Annotated in this window: 12 protein-coding genes and 3 tRNA genes; 5 read left to right on the forward strand and 10 right to left on the reverse strand. The window is 69.2% G+C overall.

The features are described from left to right. Positions 1 to 34: 34 nt before the first annotated feature. From AC067M_RS03515 to AC067M_RS03535, 5 genes are all read right to left on the reverse strand, one after another. Positions 35 to 2,302 (reverse strand): discoidin domain-containing protein, encoded by a 2,268-nt coding sequence (locus tag AC067M_RS03515; RefSeq protein ID WP_478695274.1) that lies wholly within the window; start codon positions 2,300 to 2,302, stop codon positions 35 to 37. A gap of 107 nt (positions 2,303 to 2,409) precedes the next feature. Continuing rightward, entirely contained in the window at positions 2,410 to 3,279 is an 870-nt protein-coding gene (locus AC067M_RS03520) for a carbohydrate ABC transporter permease (protein WP_478695275.1), read from the reverse strand. Between the two features lie 6 nt (positions 3,280 to 3,285). Further along, the gene (locus tag AC067M_RS03525; protein ID WP_478695276.1) at positions 3,286 to 4,263 is read right to left on the reverse strand and encodes a carbohydrate ABC transporter permease; all 978 of its coding nucleotides are present in this window, start codon (positions 4,261 to 4,263) and stop codon (positions 3,286 to 3,288) included. A 31-nt stretch (positions 4,264 to 4,294) separates the two neighbouring features. Then, complete coding sequence (locus tag AC067M_RS03530; protein ID WP_478695277.1) at positions 4,295 to 5,593, reverse strand: extracellular solute-binding protein; 1,299 nt, start codon at positions 5,591 to 5,593, stop codon at positions 4,295 to 4,297. A 76-nt stretch (positions 5,594 to 5,669) separates the two neighbouring features. Beyond that, positions 5,670 to 8,207, reverse strand: coding sequence for a beta-glucosidase (locus tag AC067M_RS03535; RefSeq protein WP_478695278.1), 2,538 nt, complete (start codon positions 8,205 to 8,207; stop codon positions 5,670 to 5,672). Positions 8,208 to 8,362: 155 nt separating this feature from the next. Here AC067M_RS03535 and AC067M_RS03540 point away from each other — a divergent pair, with 155 nt between their 5' ends. Beyond that, positions 8,363 to 8,998 carry a TetR family transcriptional regulator gene (locus tag AC067M_RS03540; RefSeq protein ID WP_478695279.1) on the forward strand — a complete coding sequence of 212 codons (636 nt, stop codon included), beginning with the start codon at positions 8,363 to 8,365 and terminating at the stop codon, positions 8,996 to 8,998. 834 nt (positions 8,999 to 9,832) lie between these two features. Here AC067M_RS03540 and AC067M_RS03545 read toward each other — a convergent pair. The 5 genes from AC067M_RS03545 to AC067M_RS03565 form a co-directional block, all read right to left on the reverse strand. Beyond that, entirely contained in the window at positions 9,833 to 10,240 is a 408-nt protein-coding gene (locus tag AC067M_RS03545) for a PIN domain-containing protein (protein ID WP_478695280.1), read from the reverse strand. Then, positions 10,237 to 10,470 carry a type II toxin-antitoxin system VapB family antitoxin gene (locus AC067M_RS03550; RefSeq protein ID WP_478695362.1) on the reverse strand — a complete coding sequence of 78 codons (234 nt, stop codon included), beginning with the start codon at positions 10,468 to 10,470 and terminating at the stop codon, positions 10,237 to 10,239. Before AC067M_RS03550 ends, AC067M_RS03545 begins: the two co-directional genes overlap by 4 nt. A 336-nt stretch (positions 10,471 to 10,806) precedes the next feature. Continuing rightward, a tRNA-Ile gene (locus AC067M_RS03555) sits at positions 10,807 to 10,883 on the reverse strand. Positions 10,884 to 11,072: 189 nt separating this feature from the next. Further along, positions 11,073 to 11,145 (reverse strand) — tRNA-Asn (locus tag AC067M_RS03560). 5 nt (positions 11,146 to 11,150) lie between these two features. Next, a tRNA-Asn gene (locus AC067M_RS03565) sits at positions 11,151 to 11,223 on the reverse strand. Between the two features lie 159 nt (positions 11,224 to 11,382). Between AC067M_RS03565 and AC067M_RS03570 the strand changes: the two genes are divergently transcribed. The 4 genes from AC067M_RS03570 (at position 11,383) to AC067M_RS03585 (ending at position 17,018) form a co-directional block, all read left to right on the forward strand. Next, positions 11,383 to 11,685: a YtxH domain-containing protein gene (locus tag AC067M_RS03570; RefSeq protein WP_133926463.1), complete on the forward strand. Its 303-nt coding sequence runs from the start codon at positions 11,383 to 11,385 to the stop codon at positions 11,683 to 11,685. Positions 11,686 to 11,736: 51 nt separating this feature from the next. Next, entirely contained in the window at positions 11,737 to 13,191 is a 1,455-nt protein-coding gene (locus tag AC067M_RS03575) for an FGGY family carbohydrate kinase (RefSeq protein WP_478695281.1), read from the forward strand. A gap of 165 nt (positions 13,192 to 13,356) precedes the next feature. Further along, on the forward strand, positions 13,357 to 15,090 hold the full coding sequence (locus tag AC067M_RS03580; protein WP_478695282.1) for an ABC transporter ATP-binding protein: 1,734 nt from the start codon (positions 13,357 to 13,359) through the stop codon (positions 15,088 to 15,090). Continuing rightward, positions 15,090 to 17,018 (forward strand): ABC transporter ATP-binding protein, encoded by a 1,929-nt coding sequence (locus AC067M_RS03585; RefSeq protein ID WP_478695283.1) that lies wholly within the window; start codon positions 15,090 to 15,092, stop codon positions 17,016 to 17,018. Before AC067M_RS03580 ends, AC067M_RS03585 begins: the two co-directional genes overlap by 1 nt. Positions 17,019 to 17,134: the final 116 nt, after the last annotated feature.

Here is a 17,134-nt window from a genome sequence, read left to right on the forward strand (position 1 = left end):
GAGGGGGAGTTGTGGGGGGTGGTGAGGTTCGGGTTCAGGCCGAACGCGTGGTGAAGATCGCTGCGGCACCGGCGGGCAGGCGGTAGCTGTACGTCGTGTCGCCCAACGGGACGTCGAACGTGGCGGTGCTGCCACCAGAGTTGTAGACGGCTGTCAGCCGGGTGCCGTCGGGCAGTGCCGCGCTCTTGCGCTGAACGCCCTTGCCGCTGCTGGCACTTGATGTGGTGGCCTTGCCGTCGGGAGCGAGCACGGACAGGTCGTGGATCGACCACCAGCTGCCCGAGCCGGCCTCGTTGGTCACCCGGATGTAGCGGGCGGTGGTGGTGGGCAGCAGGATCCGGGCCACGGTGCTGCCCGCCCCAGTCGCGATCGGCTTGCTCCACGTGGTGCCGTCGTCGGACGTGGACACTTCGTACTGGCGGACGTAGTCGCCGGACGAGGCGGTGGTGTCCAGGACGACCTGGTCGAAGGTCTGGGTGGAGCCGAGGTCGACCTGGAACCAGTCGCCGGGCTGCATGCCGTGGCCCAGGCTCCAGCGGGTGGACGCGTCGCCGTCGATTGCCTTGGACGGCGGGTCGTCCGAGCTGCTCGCGGAGGCTGTCGCCTGCCAGCCGTCGCGGGACAGGCCCACTTCACCGGTGGGCGGGGTGAGCGAGGCGCCGGTGGGAAGGGTGTAGCCGAGCCACTGGTTGCCGATGCGGACCTGGGGCTGCTGAGCGAGCAGGCTGCTGTCGTAGGTGATCAGGGCCTGGCTGCCGTCGGGGTTGCGGAAGGGGATGTCGACCGAGCCGATGGCGGACGGCGCGGCGCTGCCACGCTGGGTGCCGTTCCAGGTGAAGGTGGCGGCTGCTCCCGCGGCGAGCGTGTAGGTGAAGGCGCGGTCGCCCCAGCGGACGGTGAAGGTGCGCTCCGCGGTGCTGGAGTTGTAGGCGATCAGCGCGGTGGAACCGTCGGGGTTGGTGAACGCGACGTCCTCGAGGTCCCCCTTGCCGAAGGAGTTGGAGGCGACCCGGCGAGCGCCGGGCTGGACGAACTTGCTGGCCTGGGCGAGGCCCCAGTAGTCGGCCGTCGGCTTGTACGAGTAGGTGCCATCGGCGTTCTGGGAGACGGTCACCACCGGGCGGCAGCCCTGGCAGCCGTTGTTGGTGGGGCCGCTGGAGCCGTCGAGGGTGATGTTCCAGCGGATGATGCTCTGGGCCCAGTTCCGCGGGCCGTTGATGATGTTGTCCATGGTGCCGGCGAAGGTGGCGCCCGCGTCAGTGCCCTCCCAGCTGCCGCCGGAGCACTCGCTCTGGAAGGCGGGCTTGTTCGGGTAGTCGTTGTGGACGACGCTCTGCGCCGAGACGTCGCCGGCATAGCAGTGCCAGGCCGTTCCGGCGACGTTCTTGGCGCTCGCCGCGTCGGTGTACAGGGACTCGGGGTAGCTGGTGACGTCCCAGTTGTGGTCGTAGCCCAGGATGCCGGTCGACAGGTGCTGCTTGCGCAGGGTCGGGGCCAGGTAGTCGTTGATGAAGGTTTTGGCCTGGTCCGCCGTCAGGCTCGTGCTCGGGTAGGCGGAGGTGTTGTTCAGCGGCTCGTTCTGCGGGGTGACGTAGCGGACCGGGACGCCGGCCGCCTTGTACGCCTTGAGGAACCTCGCGAAGTAGTCGGCGAGTTGCTGGTAGGCGGCGGGCTTGATCTGGCCGCCGTTCATCGTGTCACCGGTCTTCATCCACCCGGGCGGGCTCCACGGGGTGGCCATGACGGTCAGCTGCGGGTTGAGCTTCTGGGCCTGCTTCAGCAGCGGGATGGTGTACGACCGGTCGTGGTCGATGGAGAAGTTGGCGAGCGTGGGGTCGCTCCCGCCGGTCGGCATGTCGTCGTAGGAGTAGTTGCCGTTGACCGTGAAGTCGGTGGCGCCCATGGGCTGGCGCAGGAAGCTCAGGCCGATGCCGTCGCTGCGGCTGAACAAGTCGCGCATCAGGGCGTTGCGCTGCTTGGTGGTGAGCTTGGTGCCGACCAGCCAGGCGGAGGAGTCGGTGAAGGAGGCCCCGAAGCCGGTCATCTGCTGGTACTTGCGGGTGGTGTCGACCGTGATGGTCTTGGTGCTCGTGGATGCCGAGCCGGCCTTCCAGGTCACCGGCGACTGCTTGGAGAGGTAGGTGCCGGTGGACGGGTCGGTCAGCCAGACCGACGCCTTGCCGGACGCAGGGGTGGCGGAGGCCGGGGTGGCGGCCGGAAGGGCGGGGAGGGTCGCGAGCACGGCGGCGGCGACGGTGGTGGTCAGGGCGGTCCGGCGCCATTGCCGGGTGGTGCGGTTCATGGTGCGGCTCCTTGCGGGCATGACGGCCATGCACGGCGGCGCGCGTGCATGACGGGGGTGGTGCGGAACCGGCGCGTGGGGCCCGGGTAAGGGCGCCGGGGCTGATGTCACTTCAGACCGGTCGTGGCGATGCCGGCCACGAAGTGGCGCTGGAACAGGAGGAAGACGATCGTCACCGGCAGCAGGACGACCACGGCTCCGGCGAGCAGGACGCCGAAGCGGGTGAAGTCCTGTCCGCTGCTGGCCAGGGCGAGGCCGACGGGGAGGGTGTACTGGCTCTCGTTCTGGGCCACGACCAGAGGCCACAGGAAGTTGTTCCACGAGCCGAGGAAGGTGATGATCCCCAGGGTGGCGAGGGCCGGCCTGGTCAGCGGAAGAATGATCTTCCAGAAGATGGCCAGTTCGCGGCAGCCGTCCACCCGGGCCGCGTCGATGAGTTCATCGGGCAGGGTGGAGATGAACTGCCGCATCAGGAAGACCCCGAACGGGGTGGCCAGGAACGGCAGGATCAGCCCGAGCAGGGAGCCGGTCAGCTTCATGTTGGCCACCAGCACGTACAGCGGCACGAAGGTGACCAGGCCCGGCACCATCAGCGTGGCCATGACCAGGCCGAACACCACACGCTGGCCGCGGAATTCGAGCTTGGCCAGGGCGTAGCCCAGCATGGAGCAGAAGATCAGGTTCCCGGCGGTGACGGCCAGCGCCACGATCACGGAGTTGGCGAACATCCTCGTGAAGTCCAGGCTGCTGAACAGCTCCCGGTAGTTCGCGAGCGTGGGACTGGCGGGAATCAGGTCCGGCGGGATTCTGCGGATGTCGCCCTCGGACTTGAACGCGCTGGACAGCATCCACAGGAACGGCGTGACCATGAGCAGCAGCAGGCCGGTGAGCGGCAGGTAGAGCCAGGGGCGGCCCCATTCCTGCCGGATGCGGCGGCGTCGCAGCACCTTGGCGGTGTTGATCGTGGTGGTGGTCATGGGGCATCAGTCCTTGTCCCGCAGCATGCGGAACTGCAGCACGGTCAGGGCGATGATGAGGACGAAGACGACGTAGCCGGCGGCCGAGGCGATGCCGTAGTTGCCGTTGCCGAACTGCTTGTAGGCGTACAGCGTGGCCGACAGCGTGGAGTCCAGCGGCCCGCCGTCGGTCATGACGAAGGGCTCGTCGAAGAACTGCAGGTAGCCGATGCCGGTGGTGACGGCGGTGAGCAGCAGGGCCGGGCGCAGGAGCGGGAAAGTGACCCGCCAGAACCGCTGCCAGGCCCCGGCACCGTCGAGTTCGGCCGCCTCCATCAGAGACTGGGGCACGGACTGGAGCCCCGCCAGCATGATGATCATGACGGTGCCGAGGTTGCGCCACACCGCCATCACGATCATGACGGGCAGGGCGAATCGGGTGTCGGCCAGCCAAGCCGGGCCGTCGATCCCGAACCAGGCGAGGACGGTGTTCACCAGGCCCGCGTGGGGTTCCAGAAGGGTTTTCCACACCACTGCGACGGCCACGATGCTGGTGATCACGGGCAGGTAGAAGCCGACCCGGAAGAGAGCGCGGAAGCGGCGGATGCCGCTGTCGAGGGCGACCGCCGCGGCGAGTCCGGCGGCCAGCGTCAGGGGCAGGGCCACCAGGACGAAGACGGCGGTGTTGCGCAGGGCGGTGAAGAACTGAGGGTCCTCAAAGAGCCGTACGTAGTTGTCGAAGCCGGTGAACGACACGTTCAGCGGTGTGCGCAGGTCGGCGCTCTGGGTGTCGGTCAGGCTCATCAGCGTCGACCAGACGACCGGCAGCAGCATGAAGGCGAGGAACAGGGCGAGGAACGGGGCGGCGAGGACCCAGGCGGCGCGGGTCCGGCGGCCTCGCGTTGTGCTGCGCCGCAGCGAGGGAGTGGCCGCCGGCCGCTTGCCGGCGGTGTCCCCCTCCTGGGTGCCCTGCCCCGCGAGAGTGGTCGTGGGCATCGTGGTCATCCGTCCGTACGAGGGATGCGGGCGTCGGCGGTCAGCGGCCGGTGCCGATGCTGGTGGCCTTGGACTGCAGGGTCTTCTGCACGTCGGCGACGGTGGCCTTGCCGTAAGCGAGCTTCTCCAGCTCGGAGTCGATGGCGTCGGCGATCTGCTGCCAGGTGGTGATGGCCGGCGGGGCCTTGGTGACCTTCAGCTGGGTCTCGAAGGCCGCCATCTTGGTGTTCTGGCTCAGCTCGCCCTCCGACCAGGACTGGACGGCGGCGGGCAGGTTGCCGGACGCCTCCCCGTACGCGGCCAGGTTCTTCGGCTCGGTGAGGAACCGGACGAACTTCCAGGCCGCGTCGGCGTTCTTGGCGTCCTTGAAGACCGCCAGGTCGCTGCCTCCGGCCAGGCCGGCCGCCTGCGTGCCCTTCGGCAGCGGCACGGTCTGCCACTTGCTGTCCAGGTCGGGGGCGTTCTTGTGGAGGTCTCCGCCGGTGCTGGCGCCCTGCTGCACGGTGCCGATCAGCCCGTTCTGGATGTTCTGGCGGGCGTCGGTCTTGTCGTTCGGCGAGAGCTTGTCCTTGAAGACGCCGCTGTAGTACTCCAGGGCCTTGGTGACCGCGGGCGTGTCGAACGTGAACTTCTTCGCGTCGGCGTCGTAGATGTCACCGCCCTGCTGCCACACCATCGGCAGCCAGAACAGCCAGGAGTTGAAGCCGACCTGCAGCTGGGTGGCGTTGCGCAGCTTGGGGTTCTGCTTGCCCGCGGTGGCCTGGATGGCCTTGAGGTCCCTCAGATATCCGGCCCAGTCGCCGGCGGGGGCGCCCTTGATGCCGGCCTTCGTGGTGATGTCGCTCCGGTAGTAGATCACCGACGTATCGGCGATGAACGGGACGCCGTAGGAGGTGTCCTTGTACTTCGTGGTGTCCCACTGGCCCGGGAAGAACGCGGACGACTTGAAGGACGCCGGGGTGGCCTGGAAGCCGTTCATGGCGGCCATCTCGGCCATCCAGGTGGAGCCGATCAACGACATGTCCGGGGTGTTGCCGCCGGCGATCGCGGTGGTCAGCTTCTCGTGCGCGGCGTCCCACGGCACCGCGGTGATCTGCACCTTCACGCCCGGGTTCTGCTGCTCGAACTCCTTCGCCAGGCTCTCAAGGTCCTTGTCGGCCTTGTCGCCCATGGACCACATGACCAGCGTGCCCTTGGCCTTGCCGCTGCCGACCTTGGCCGGGGCGTTGTCGGCGGCCGAGGAGTCGTCGCTGCGGCCGCAGCCGGTGGCCAGCAGGGCCGCCGCGACGGTGGCACAGGCGATCTGGAGAGTTCTGGCGGCGGGGCGGAGGGTGCTCATGGTTGCGGCTCCTTGCGGTCGTGCTGATGAGGGTGAGGCCGGGATGGGGCAAAAGGGTTGAGCAGCCGGGGGTGGCTCAGATTGCGGGGTGCCGGCGGCCGTCGTCGACGGTCACTTCGGCGGTGAGACGCGGATCACGGCTGGAACGTCCGACATGCAGGCGGTAGCACCCCGGCGGAGTACGCCACGCACTCGTTTCGCCGTCCCAGATCTCGAAGGCGCGGGCGGGCACGCGTACCACGGCGGTGACGCGTTCGCCGGGCGCCGCCTGGATCGTGGCGAAGCCGGCGAGCAGGCGCACCGGCCGGTCGGAGCCGTCCTGCGGTGGCTCCAGGTAGACCTGGACGACCTCACGGCCGGCCCGGGGGCCGGTATTGGTCAGTGCCACGGTCAGATTGAGCCCGTCTCCGCCTGCGGGGCTGGTCGGGGAGGCGGCGGAGACGGGAGTCGGGGAGAGGGGCACGGACTCGTACGCCCATCGGGTCCAGCCCAGACCGTGACCGAACGGGAAGGCGGGGACGAGCCCGTCCCGGTCCCAGGCCCGGTGACCGACATGGACGCCCTCGGTGTAGTCCACGATTCCGTCGCTGGGGCGGGCGTCGGGAACGGGGACGTCCTCGGCGCGGGCGGGCAGCGTCCACGGCAGTCGGCCCGACGGCTCGGTACGGCCCAGCAGCACATCGGCGAGCGCGTGACCGGCCTCCTGGCCCGGCAGCCACGCCCACAGCAGCGCGGGGGCTTCATCGGCCCAGGGCAGCAGCACCGGGGCACCGGCGTTGACGACCACGACGGTGCGCGGGTTGGCGGCGATCACCTTGCGGACCAGGTCGTTCTGGTGGCCGGGCAGGTCGAGGCCGGTGCGGTCCCAGCCCTCGGACTCGACCTCCTCGTTGGTGCCCACCACGACGACGGCCACATCGGCCGCCTGAGCTGCCGCGACGGCTTCGGCGATCTCCTCGTACGGGGTCGGCCCGGGCGGGGCGTGCCGGACCTGGGCGGTGACGAAGCGGCCGTAGCCACCGGCGTCCACGACGGTGAGGTCCAGGGCGAGGGCGAGCTTGCGCCCGTCCGGTCCCACCTCGACGTCGATCCCCCGCTGGGGCGGGTGGTTGTGGCTGGACTCCAGCACCAGCTCCACTCCCCGGTCGTCCTCGCCGGCCAGGACCTCCTCGCCGTCGACGCTCACGCTGAAGCGTCCTGAGCATCCGAATTCCAGGCGGTGCGTGCCCGGTTCGTCGAGGGTCAGCTCCGTGCGCAGCAGCACCCGGTCGGTCGCCGGGCCGAAGCCGTCGTACGTGGTCCAGTCGCCGGTGGCACGGATCTCGCCGCCGATGCGGTTGCCTTCGGCGTCCAGGTGGTCGGCACGTATGCCCGTCGCGCCGCTGCCGGGGTCGGTGAGCAGCTCGGCGGAGGCGTACGGCAGGCGCAGGCGGGCGTCGCCGCCCCGGTGCACGGTCAGCTGGACGTCCTCGGGGAGTGCGGCGCGCAGTCCTTCCTCGTAGGACACGGTGCGTACCGCGGGGACGTAGGCGCTGCCGCCGCCCTGGAGGTACGGCGCGACGGCGTTGGGGCCGATCAACGCCACGCTGCGGATGCCGTCCGGGGCCAGCGGCAACAGCTCTGCCTCGTCGCGGAGCAGCACCGTGCCCCGTGCAGCGACCTCGCGCAGCAACCGGAACTCCTCCGGAGTGGGAGCGGGCGGGACGGGGGCCGGCTCGGGCTCGTCGAGCCGGCCGACGTGCCGGGCCAGCCGCAGCAGCCGGAGCACCTTGTCGTCGACGAGTTGTTCGTCCACCTCGCCCGCACGCACAGCCTCGGCAAGGGGGCGGCCCCACAGGGGCTCAGGGCCGGGCATCGCCAGATCCAGTCCACCCACCGCCGAGGCCACGGTGGACCGGGTCGCGGCCCAGTCACTGACCACGGGCCCGTCATACCCCCACTCCCCCTTCAGCACCTCGCGCACCAGCCGTGTGTGCTCGGTCATCCGCGCGGACTCGGTCCCGTCATCGACGCCCGAGTACGCGGCCATGACGCTCCACGGCTCGGCCTCGGCGAGGACCTGCTCGAAGGGGGCCAGGTAGACCTCTCGCAGCGTCCGCTCGTCCAGCCGGGCGCGGTACTCGGTGCGGTCGGTCTCGGAGTCGTTGGCCACGAAGTGCTTCAGGCACGCGCTCACACCCCGGCTCTGCAGGCCGCGTACGACGGCGGCGGCCAGGGTGCCGGTGAGCAGGGGGTCCTCGGAGAAGTACTCGAAGTGCCGCCCGGCGACCGGGGTGCGCTGGAGGTTGACCACCGGCGCCAGCACCACGTCGACGCCCTTGCGGCGGGCCTCCGTGGCGAACAGCTCCCCGAGCCGCTCGGCGAGCTCGGTGTCCCAGGCCGCTGCCAGCGCACTCGGCGCGGGGGCCAGCAGGCCGGTCTCGTCCGGGTCGTCGCCTGTCCCCCGTACGCCCTGCGGGCCGTCGGACATCGTCACCGCGGACAGACCGAGCCGGGGCTCGGCCGGGAGTCTCCACAGGTCCGCGCCGGTCAACAGGCGGATCTTGGCGTCCAGGTCCAGGCCGCGGACGCGGTCACGGAGCTCGGTGTCATCAGGGAGGGCAGGGCGGCTCATGCTCGTCCTTCCAGGCCGCGGCGCGGCACGAATCGGGCGGAACGGAGAGCAGAAAAGCACACTTACTAAGTACTTAGTAAGTCCTTGTGCGTAAGTTCTTTCTCCGGTTTGATCGGAAGGTGACCACTGACAGACAGCCCCGTAGACTCCGCACGATGAGCGAGAGCGCGCCGAACGGGGAGCGGCAGCCCCGTGCGGGAAAGAGCCTCAAAGCCCAGCAGCGACGGCAGGAGATCCTGCGGATCGCCATGGACACGTTCGCGGCGCGCGGCTACAACAACGCCTCACTCCAGGAGATCGCCGACCGGGCCGGCGTCACCCAGGCCGGCGTCCTGCACTACTTCCGCTCCAAGGCCCAACTGCTCACCAGCGTCCTGGACCTGCGCGACGCGACCGACATCGAACAGCTCGGCCCCGACCGCCCCCGCGGCCTGGCCTTTCTGCGTCACCTCGTCGACACCGTCCGCCGCAACACCGAACGCGAAGGCATCGTCCGGCTGTACGCGGTCCTCTCGGCGGAGAGCGTCACCGAAGGCCACCCCGCCCAGGACTACTTCCGCGACCGCTACACCGGCCTGCGCACCTTCGTCACCGACGCTCTCGCCGAAGCGTGCGAACTCGGCGAGACGCGCCCCGACCTCAACCTCGAAGACGCGGCCAACGCCATCATCGCCGTCATGGACGGCCTGCAGATCCAGTGGCTGCTCGCCCCCGACTCCGTCGACATGGCCGCCTCCACCGACCGGGTCATCAACGCCCTCTTGGGCGGCTCCGCCGACAAGTCCGACTGACAGCGGGCAGAGGTCTTGCCAGAGGGCGCTGGCCCTGGGGCTATCCCCGCGTGCGCGGGGCCGATTGGGTCGGCGAACGCGGTCCGGACTTGCATCAGCGGCCCCATCGGTATCACCTGCAATCCCGTCACCGGCTTGACCAGGCAAACACGACAAGTAGTTCAGCCAGCGGACCCGCAACAGCTAGGGTGCTTCCCTGGCCCCACACGGGCATAGGTCAAGAGCGCGTCCCTTCTGACCTTCGGCCCCGCGTACGCGGGGTACCTCCGGCCGGTTCTACGCCGCAGCTGTACACCAAGTACACAAACACTCGCCTGATCGCCATAAACGTCCCAAATCAGGAAGGGTCGAGCCAGCGCAGGCGGGGATAGCTCGCTGGAGGACGCCGCGAACGAGCGCCTGCTGCCGTCGACCCCGCTCAGGCGGGGATAGTTCCGGCAACGACGTCCTCAAGGACCGTGTGGAGTGGTCGACCCCGCGCAGGCGGGGATCGCTCCACCCTGCTGTGGCAGGCCGTCCAGGGCATGGGGTCGACCCGCGCAGGCGGGGATAGCTCCTGGATGTGCGGGCCGGATGGTCGCCAAGACGTCGGCCCCGCACGCGCGGGGGGATAGGTCCGCGGTGGACGCCGACACCGGTGACAACACCGTTCGGCCCCGCACGCGGGGATAGCTCGTCGACGAGGATGCGCTGAGCGGGCGTCAGCTTGTCGGCTTCGAGCAGGCGGAATAGCTCCGCGATCCGTTGCCGGTGTTGTGGAAGGACTGCTGATGCGCCCCGGAGACATCGATCACCGAGGTCAGAGGCCGACAGACGTGATCCCGCCTCCGGAGATCAAGCTCGTGCGTCTCGCTGCTGAACTTCCTTGAGGACTCCGGCCACCGTCGCGAAGTCATTGTCCACGTGGAGGACCGTGTGCCCATGGTGTACAGCTGTCGCACACACCAACAGGTCGATCGCTCCCGCTGCCCGATGCTGGCCCCTCTGTGTCAGTTTGTACTGAGCGGTGTCGACCCACCGCCAGGCGTTCTTCGGAATTGGAGAGAGCAGACAGAGCGCGTCCAGCTCCTCGGCCAGCTCATCTCGGTGAGACGGGCTGGTCGCCGAGTAGAGGAATTCGGCACGTGTCGGCTCGCAGAGGTGGAACACCCCGGCGGCGATGTATCCCTCCCAGGGGCGCAGCGCACCTGGAGTACGGAACAGATGCCACAGAGCCGAGGTGTCCACCAGATACGTGATCACTCGAAGGCCCCGCGCCGCGCACGCTTCTCGGCTTCATGCGCCGCTGCGGCCTGCTCGAACTCGCCGCGCTCACCTCGCGCGGCCAGCTTCTCCGCGGCCTCGAGCCTCTTGATCCGCGCCACGTAGTCCCGAAGCGCCGCGTTGACGGTCTCCTTCTTCGTCGTGGCACCCATGAGCCGCATGGCCTCGGCCAGCGCCTCGTCGTCGAGATCAATCTGAGTGACGGACAGCGGGGACACCTCCAACATACGCAATGTATGCATCCAAGATACGTCGCCAACATTGCATACGGCTCACCGATCACAAAAGACCGCTCAAGGGAGGCGCGCAGGATGCCGAGGCGTTTCCATTCGGACTGCTTCCTGATGCAGGACGGATCAGCGGGGGCCTGCTGCACCCCGACACGAATCACCCCATGGGGCCTATGACCGACTTGACCGTAATCGGCGTCCCGAATCTGTCCTGCCGATCATGAAAACACGTATCGAGACGCTCTACGAGCGTCCCCCAACTCGCCGTCCAGCTCGCATAGTTGCTGGTCAGATCGATTCTTCTCGCGTAGCGAGTGGTGGGGCGGGTGGGACTCGAACCCACGGCCGACGGATTATGAGTCCGCTGCTCTAACCGGCTGAGCTACCGCCCCATAGCGGCGTGTCGCGTACATGTGTGCGCGCCGTCTGCCGCAGCATAGCCGCTCATACGATCTCCTGCTTCGGATGGTCGGCTTCCTGCGGTCCTCATGACCTTGAGGACTGCGGCGCACGTCGTCGCGGTTCCCAGGACATGAAGTCGGACATGAAAAAGGACCCCGGTGGGGTCCTCGTTCAGCATGCTCCCCCGACTGGACTCGAACCAGTAACCTGCCGGTTAACAGCCGGCTGCTCTGCCAATTGAGCTACGGAGGACCGAGCTCCCCCGACTGGACTCGAACCAGTAACCTGCCGGTTAACAGCCGGCTGCTCTGCCAATTGAGCTACGGAGGAATGCCTCGTTGCATCGAACGTACCTACCTGGGTATCTGCCAGGGGGCGGGCGCTCGCTGCGACACATACATTAGCGCAAGCAGGGGGGTGCTTCGCCAATCGGTACCCCCCGGCGCCGATGCCGCACCAGATACCTACGCAAGGGAGAGGGTGGCCGTCATGCGCTACCGGCTCACATTCGTCGCCGGAATCGTCCTGGGTTACGTGCTGGGCACGCGGGCCGGACGCGAGCGCTACGAACAGCTGAAGAAGTCCGCGCGCCGAGTCGCGGAGAACCCCGCGGTCCGCAACACCGCCGAGTCGGCCGCACAGCAGGGCCGCCAGTTCGCGGGCAAGGCGTACCACGCGGTGAGCGACAAGGTCGGCGACAAGGTGCCCGAGTCGGTGGCGGGCCGGGTGCGGTCGCTGCGGGAGCGCAGCGCGCACGACGGCGCGGACGACTGGGGCACGAGTAACACTTAGCGGGCGACGAGCCGACACGTTCACCCCCCGCAGTGCGGCAGAATTTTCGGCATGGGGATAGTCGCCGGGTTGGACAGTTCGCCCGATTTCACTCGTATCGTCGTCTGCGACGCGGACACGGGGGCCGTGCTCCGGCAGGGCTATGCGCCGCATCCGCTGGAGGGTGCCGAGGGTGCCGGTCGTCCGTCCGATGTCGATCCGCAGGCCTGGCTGCTCTCCCTCGGGGAGGCGGCCGGCGGCGGGCTGCTCGAGGGCGTGCAGGCCATCGGCGTGTCGGCGCAGCAGAACGCTGTCGTGCCGCTGGACTCACAGGGCAACACCGTGCGGCCCGCGCTGGTCGGCGGTGACAAACGGGCACAGGTCGCGGCGGCGGACCTGGTCGACGCTCTCGGCGGGCGCGAGGCCTGGGCGCAGGCCGTGGGGTGCGTGCCGCAGGCCGCGCAGCCGGTGACGAAGCTGCGGTGGCTGGCGAAGAACGAGCCGGACGCCGCCCTGCGCTCCGCGATCCTGCTGCAGGCCCACGACTGGCTGGTGTGGCAGCTGCTGGGGCGGCCGGTCAGGCGGACCACCGACCGCGGTGGCGCCTCCGGCACCGGGTACTGGTCTGCGGCCACCGGCGCCTACCGGCCCGACCTGGTCGAGCTGGCCCTCGGTCACCAGGTCATGCTGCCCGAGGTGATCGGGCCGTCGGACGCGGCCGGTACGACACCGGAGGGGCTGCTGATCTCCGCCGGGACCGGCGAGACCATGGCCGCGGCCTTCGGGCTCGGCATCGGGCTCGGTGACGCGGTGGTGTCCCTGGGGGCTTCCGGGTCGGTGATGGCCGTCCACCCCGAGGCCCTCGTCGACAACACCGGTATGATCACCGCCCTGGCCGACGCCACCGGCATGCACCTGCCGGTCGTCACCACCCTGAACGCCGTACGCACCCTGCGTGGCACCGCCGAGCTGCTCGGTGTGCCGGATCTGGAGAGCCTGTCCGACCTGGCGATGAAGTCGACGCCGGGCTCGCACGGGCTGGTGCTGCTGCCCTATCTGGAGGGTGAGCGGACGCCGAACCTGCCGCACACCGCCGGGACCCTGGCGGGGCTGCGGCGCGAGTCGATGCGGCCCGAGCACCTGGCGAGAGCCGCGTTCGAGGGCATGCTGTGCGGGCTCGCGGACGCGCTCGACGTGCTGCGCGGCCGGGGCGTGGAGGTCCGGCGGATCTTCCTTCTCGGGGCGGCGGCCGAGCTGTCCGCGGTGCAGGCCGCGGCGCCCATGCTGTTCGGCGCGCAGGTCGTCGTACCGCAGCCCGCGGACTACGCGGCGATCGGCGCCGCCCGACAGGCCGCCTGGGCCCTCGGTGTCTCCCAGGGCACCCTCGACCCGCGCAACCCGCCGGCCTGGCAGGGCGCGGCCGCGCAGGTCCTGGAGCCCGGCGAGGAACTCGCCGTCGGGCAGGCCGTGCGGCAGCAGTTCGTGTCGGTGCGGGAGCAGACACACCCGGGGGCGTTCCGGGCGTAGGACGCGAAAGCAGGGCCGTAGGACATAGGCCGTAGGTCCGGCGGCCGCAGGTGTCCTTCCTTGGACCGCTGTTGGCTTAATCGGTTGAGGTAACGCGGGTGGAGTGTCCGACGATAGGGGCCAGGGGCAACCAACCGCCCCACCGCCGACTCCGAGAGACGCAGCGTGCTGATACGACTTCTGAGGACCTACCTCAGGCCCTACCGAAAACCCATCGTCCTGCTGGTGCTGCTGCAGTTCCTGCAGACCTGCGCCACGCTCTACCTGCCCACGCTGAACGCGGACATCATCGACAGCGGTGTCGTCAACGGTGACACCGGCTACATCCTCAGCTACGGCGCCCTGATGATCGGCATCTCGCTGGCGCAGGTCGTGTGCAACATCGGTGCCGTGTACTACGGCGCGCGGACCGCCTCGGCGCTCGGCCGGGACATGCGGGCGGCCGTCTTCGACCGGGTGCAGTCGTTCTCCGCGCGCGAGGTCGGCCAGTTCGGCGCGCCCTCGCTGATCACCCGGACGACCAACGACGTCCAGCAGGTGCAGATGCTGGCGCTGATGACGTTCACACTCATGGTGTCGGCGCCGATCATGTGTGTGGGCGGCATCGTGCTGGCGCTCGGCCTGGACGTGCCGCTGTCCGGCGTCCTGGTCGCCGTCGTTCCCGTGCTGGGCATCAGCGTGACGCTGATCGTGCGGCGGCTGCGTCCGCTGTTCCGGGCCATGCAGGAGCGGCTGGACACGGTGAACCGGGTGCTGCGCGAGCAGATCACCGGCAACCGTGTCATCCGCGCCTTCGTCCGCGACGAGTACGAGGAGCAGCGCTTCCGCAAGGCCAACGCGGACCTGACCGAGATGGCTCTGGGCAGCGGCAACCTGCTCGCGCTGATGTTCCCGATCGTCATGACCGTGGTGAACCTCTCCTCCATCGCGGTGGTGTGGTTCGGCGCGCACCGCATCGACAACGGCGGGATGCAGATCGGCGACCTGACGGCGTTCCTCGCCTATCTCATGCAGATCGTCATGTCCGTGATGATGGCCACCTTCATGTTCATGATGGTGCCGCGCGCGGAGGTGTGCGCCGAGCGCATCCACGAGGTCCTCGACACCTCCTCCAGTGTGGTGCCGCCGGTCAGTCCCGTGACGGAGCTGCGCCGCCACGGCCACCTGGAGATCCGGGGCGCGGGCTTCCGCTACCCGGGCGCCGAGGAGCCGGTGCTGAAGGCCATCGACCTGGTGGCGCGGCCCGGCGAGACGACCGCCGTGATCGGCTCGACCGGCAGCGGCAAGTCGACCCTGCTCGGGCTGGTCCCGCGGCTGTTCGACGCGACCGACGGCCAGGTGCTCGTCGACGGCGTCGAGGTGTCCGAGGTCGACCCGAAGGTGCTGGCCAGGACGGTCGGACTGGTGCCGCAGCGGCCGTATCTGTTCGCGGGCACGGTGGCGACCAACCTGCGCTACGGCAACCCGGACGCCACGGACGAGGAGCTGTGGCACGCGCTGGAGGTGGCCCAGGGCAAGGGCTTCGTGGAGCGTCTCGAGGGCGGGCTGAACGCGCCGATCGCGCAGGGCGGGACCAACGTCTCCGGCGGTCAGCGGCAGCGTCTCGCCATCGCCCGCACCCTTGTGCAGCGCCCGGAGATCTACCTCTTCGACGACTCCTTCTCCGCGCTCGACTACGCCACCGACGCGGCCCTCAGGGCGGCGCTCGGCCGGGAGACCGCCGAGGCCACCGTCGTGATCGTCGCCCAGCGCGTGGCGACCATCCGGGACGCCGACCGGATCGTCGTCCTCGACGAGGGACGGGTCGTCGGCACCGGCACGCACCAGGAGCTGATGGCGGACAACGAGACCTACCGGGAGATCGTGCTCTCCCAGCTGACGGAAGCGGAGGCTGCCTGATGGCGGGGCCGATGGGGCGGATGATGGCCGGGGGCGGCCCCGACAGCCGCTCGCTGGACTTCAAGGTGTCGGGCAGGCGGCTCGTCGCCCGGTTCAAGCCGGAACGGCTCACCATCTACGCGCTGCTGCTGTGCGTGGTGATCAGCGTGGGCCTGAACGTCATAGGGCCGAAGATCCTCGGCAACGCCACCGACCTCGTCTTCTCCGGCATCATCGGGCGGGAGATGCCGGCCGGGGCGACCAAGGAGCAGGTCCTCGACTCCATGCGGGAGCGCGGTGACGGCGGGGTCGCCGAGATGCTCCAGAGCACGGACTTCACCCCCGGCAAGGGCATCGACTTCGGTGCCGTCGGAAGCGTCCTGCTGTTCGCGGTCGGCGTGTTCGCGGTGGCGGGGCTGCTGATGGCAGTGGCGACCCGGCTGGTCAACCGGGCCGTCAACCGGACGATGTACCGGATGCGCGAGGACGTGCAGACGAAGATGTCGCGGCTTCCGCTGTCGTACTTCGACAAGCAGCAGCGCGGTGAGGTGCTCTCCCGCGCGACCAACGACATCGACAACATCGGGCAGACGCTCCAGCAGTCGATGGGCCAGCTCATCAACTCGCTGCTCACCATCATCGGTGTGCTGGCGATGATGTTCTGGGTGTCGTGGATCCTCGCCCTGGTCGCGCTCGTCACCGTGCCGCTGTCGGCGGTCGTCGCCACGCGCGTGGGCAAGCGGTCGCAGCCGCACTTCGTGCAGCAGTGGCGCTCCACCGGCAAGCTGAACGCGCACGTCGAGGAGATGTACACCGGACACACCCTGGTGAAGGTGTTCGGGCGTCAGGACGAGTCGGCGCAGCAGTTCGCCGAGCAGAACGAGGCGCTGTACGAGGCCGGGTTCAAGGCGCAGTTCAACAGCGGGGTCATGCAGCCGCTGATGATGTTCGTGTCGAACATCAACTACGTGCTGGTGGCCGTCGTCGGCGGTCTGCGGGTGGCGTCCGGTTCGCTGTCGATCGGTGACGTGCAGGCGTTCATCCAGTACTCCCGGCAGTTCTCGATGCCGCTGACGCAGGTCGCGTCGATGGCGAACCTCGTGCAGTCGGGCGTGGCGTCGGCCGAGCGGATCTTCGAGATCCTGGACGCGGAGGAGCAGGGGGCGGACCCGGTGCCGGGCGTCCGTCCGGAGCAACTGCGCGGGCGGGTCGCCCTGGAGCACGTGGCCTTCCGGTACGACCCCGAGAAGCCGCTCATCGAGGACCTCTCGCTGACGGTGGAGCCGGGGCAGACGGTGGCCATCGTGGGGCCGACCGGCGCCGGCAAGACGACCCTCGTGAACCTGCTCATGCGGTTCTACGACGTCACCGGCGGGCGGATCACCCTCGACGGCGTCGACATCGCGCGGATGTCCCGCGACGAACTGCGCGCCGGGATCGGCATGGTGCTCCAGGACACCTGGCTGTTCGGCGGCACGATCGCCGAGAACATCGCCTACGGGGCCTCGCGGGACGTCAGCCGCGGGGAGATCGAGGAGGCGGCGCGGGCGGCCCACGCGGACCGGTTCATCCGTACGCTGCCCGACGGGTACGACACCGTGATCGACGACGAGGGCACGGGGGTCAGCGCGGGTGAGAAGCAGCTGATCACCATCGCGCGGGCGTTCCTTTCCGACCCGGTGATCCTGGTGTTGGACGAGGCGACGAGTTCCGTGGACACGCGCACGGAGGTGCTGATCCAGAAGGCGATGGCGAAGCTCGCGCACGGGCGGACGTCGTTCGTGATCGCGCACCGGTTGTCGACGATTCGGGATGCGGACGCGATTCTCGTGATGGAGAACGGGGCGATCGTGGAGCAGGGCACGCATACGGAGCTGTTGGCTTCGGACGGAGCGTATGCGCGGCTGTACAAGGCGCAGTTCGCGCAGGCGGTGGCCGAGGTCGACTAGGGCGAGCGGCGGGGACGGCGGTGCCCGTTCCCGCCGTGGTGGTTCCGGCGCCCTCGCGGCTGCGGGCCGCGTGCGGGTGATGTGATGAGCGTTCATATCCTCCCGCTCGGCGGCAG

It is taken from the genome of Streptomyces sp. NPDC043427 (genome assembly GCF_056436655.1).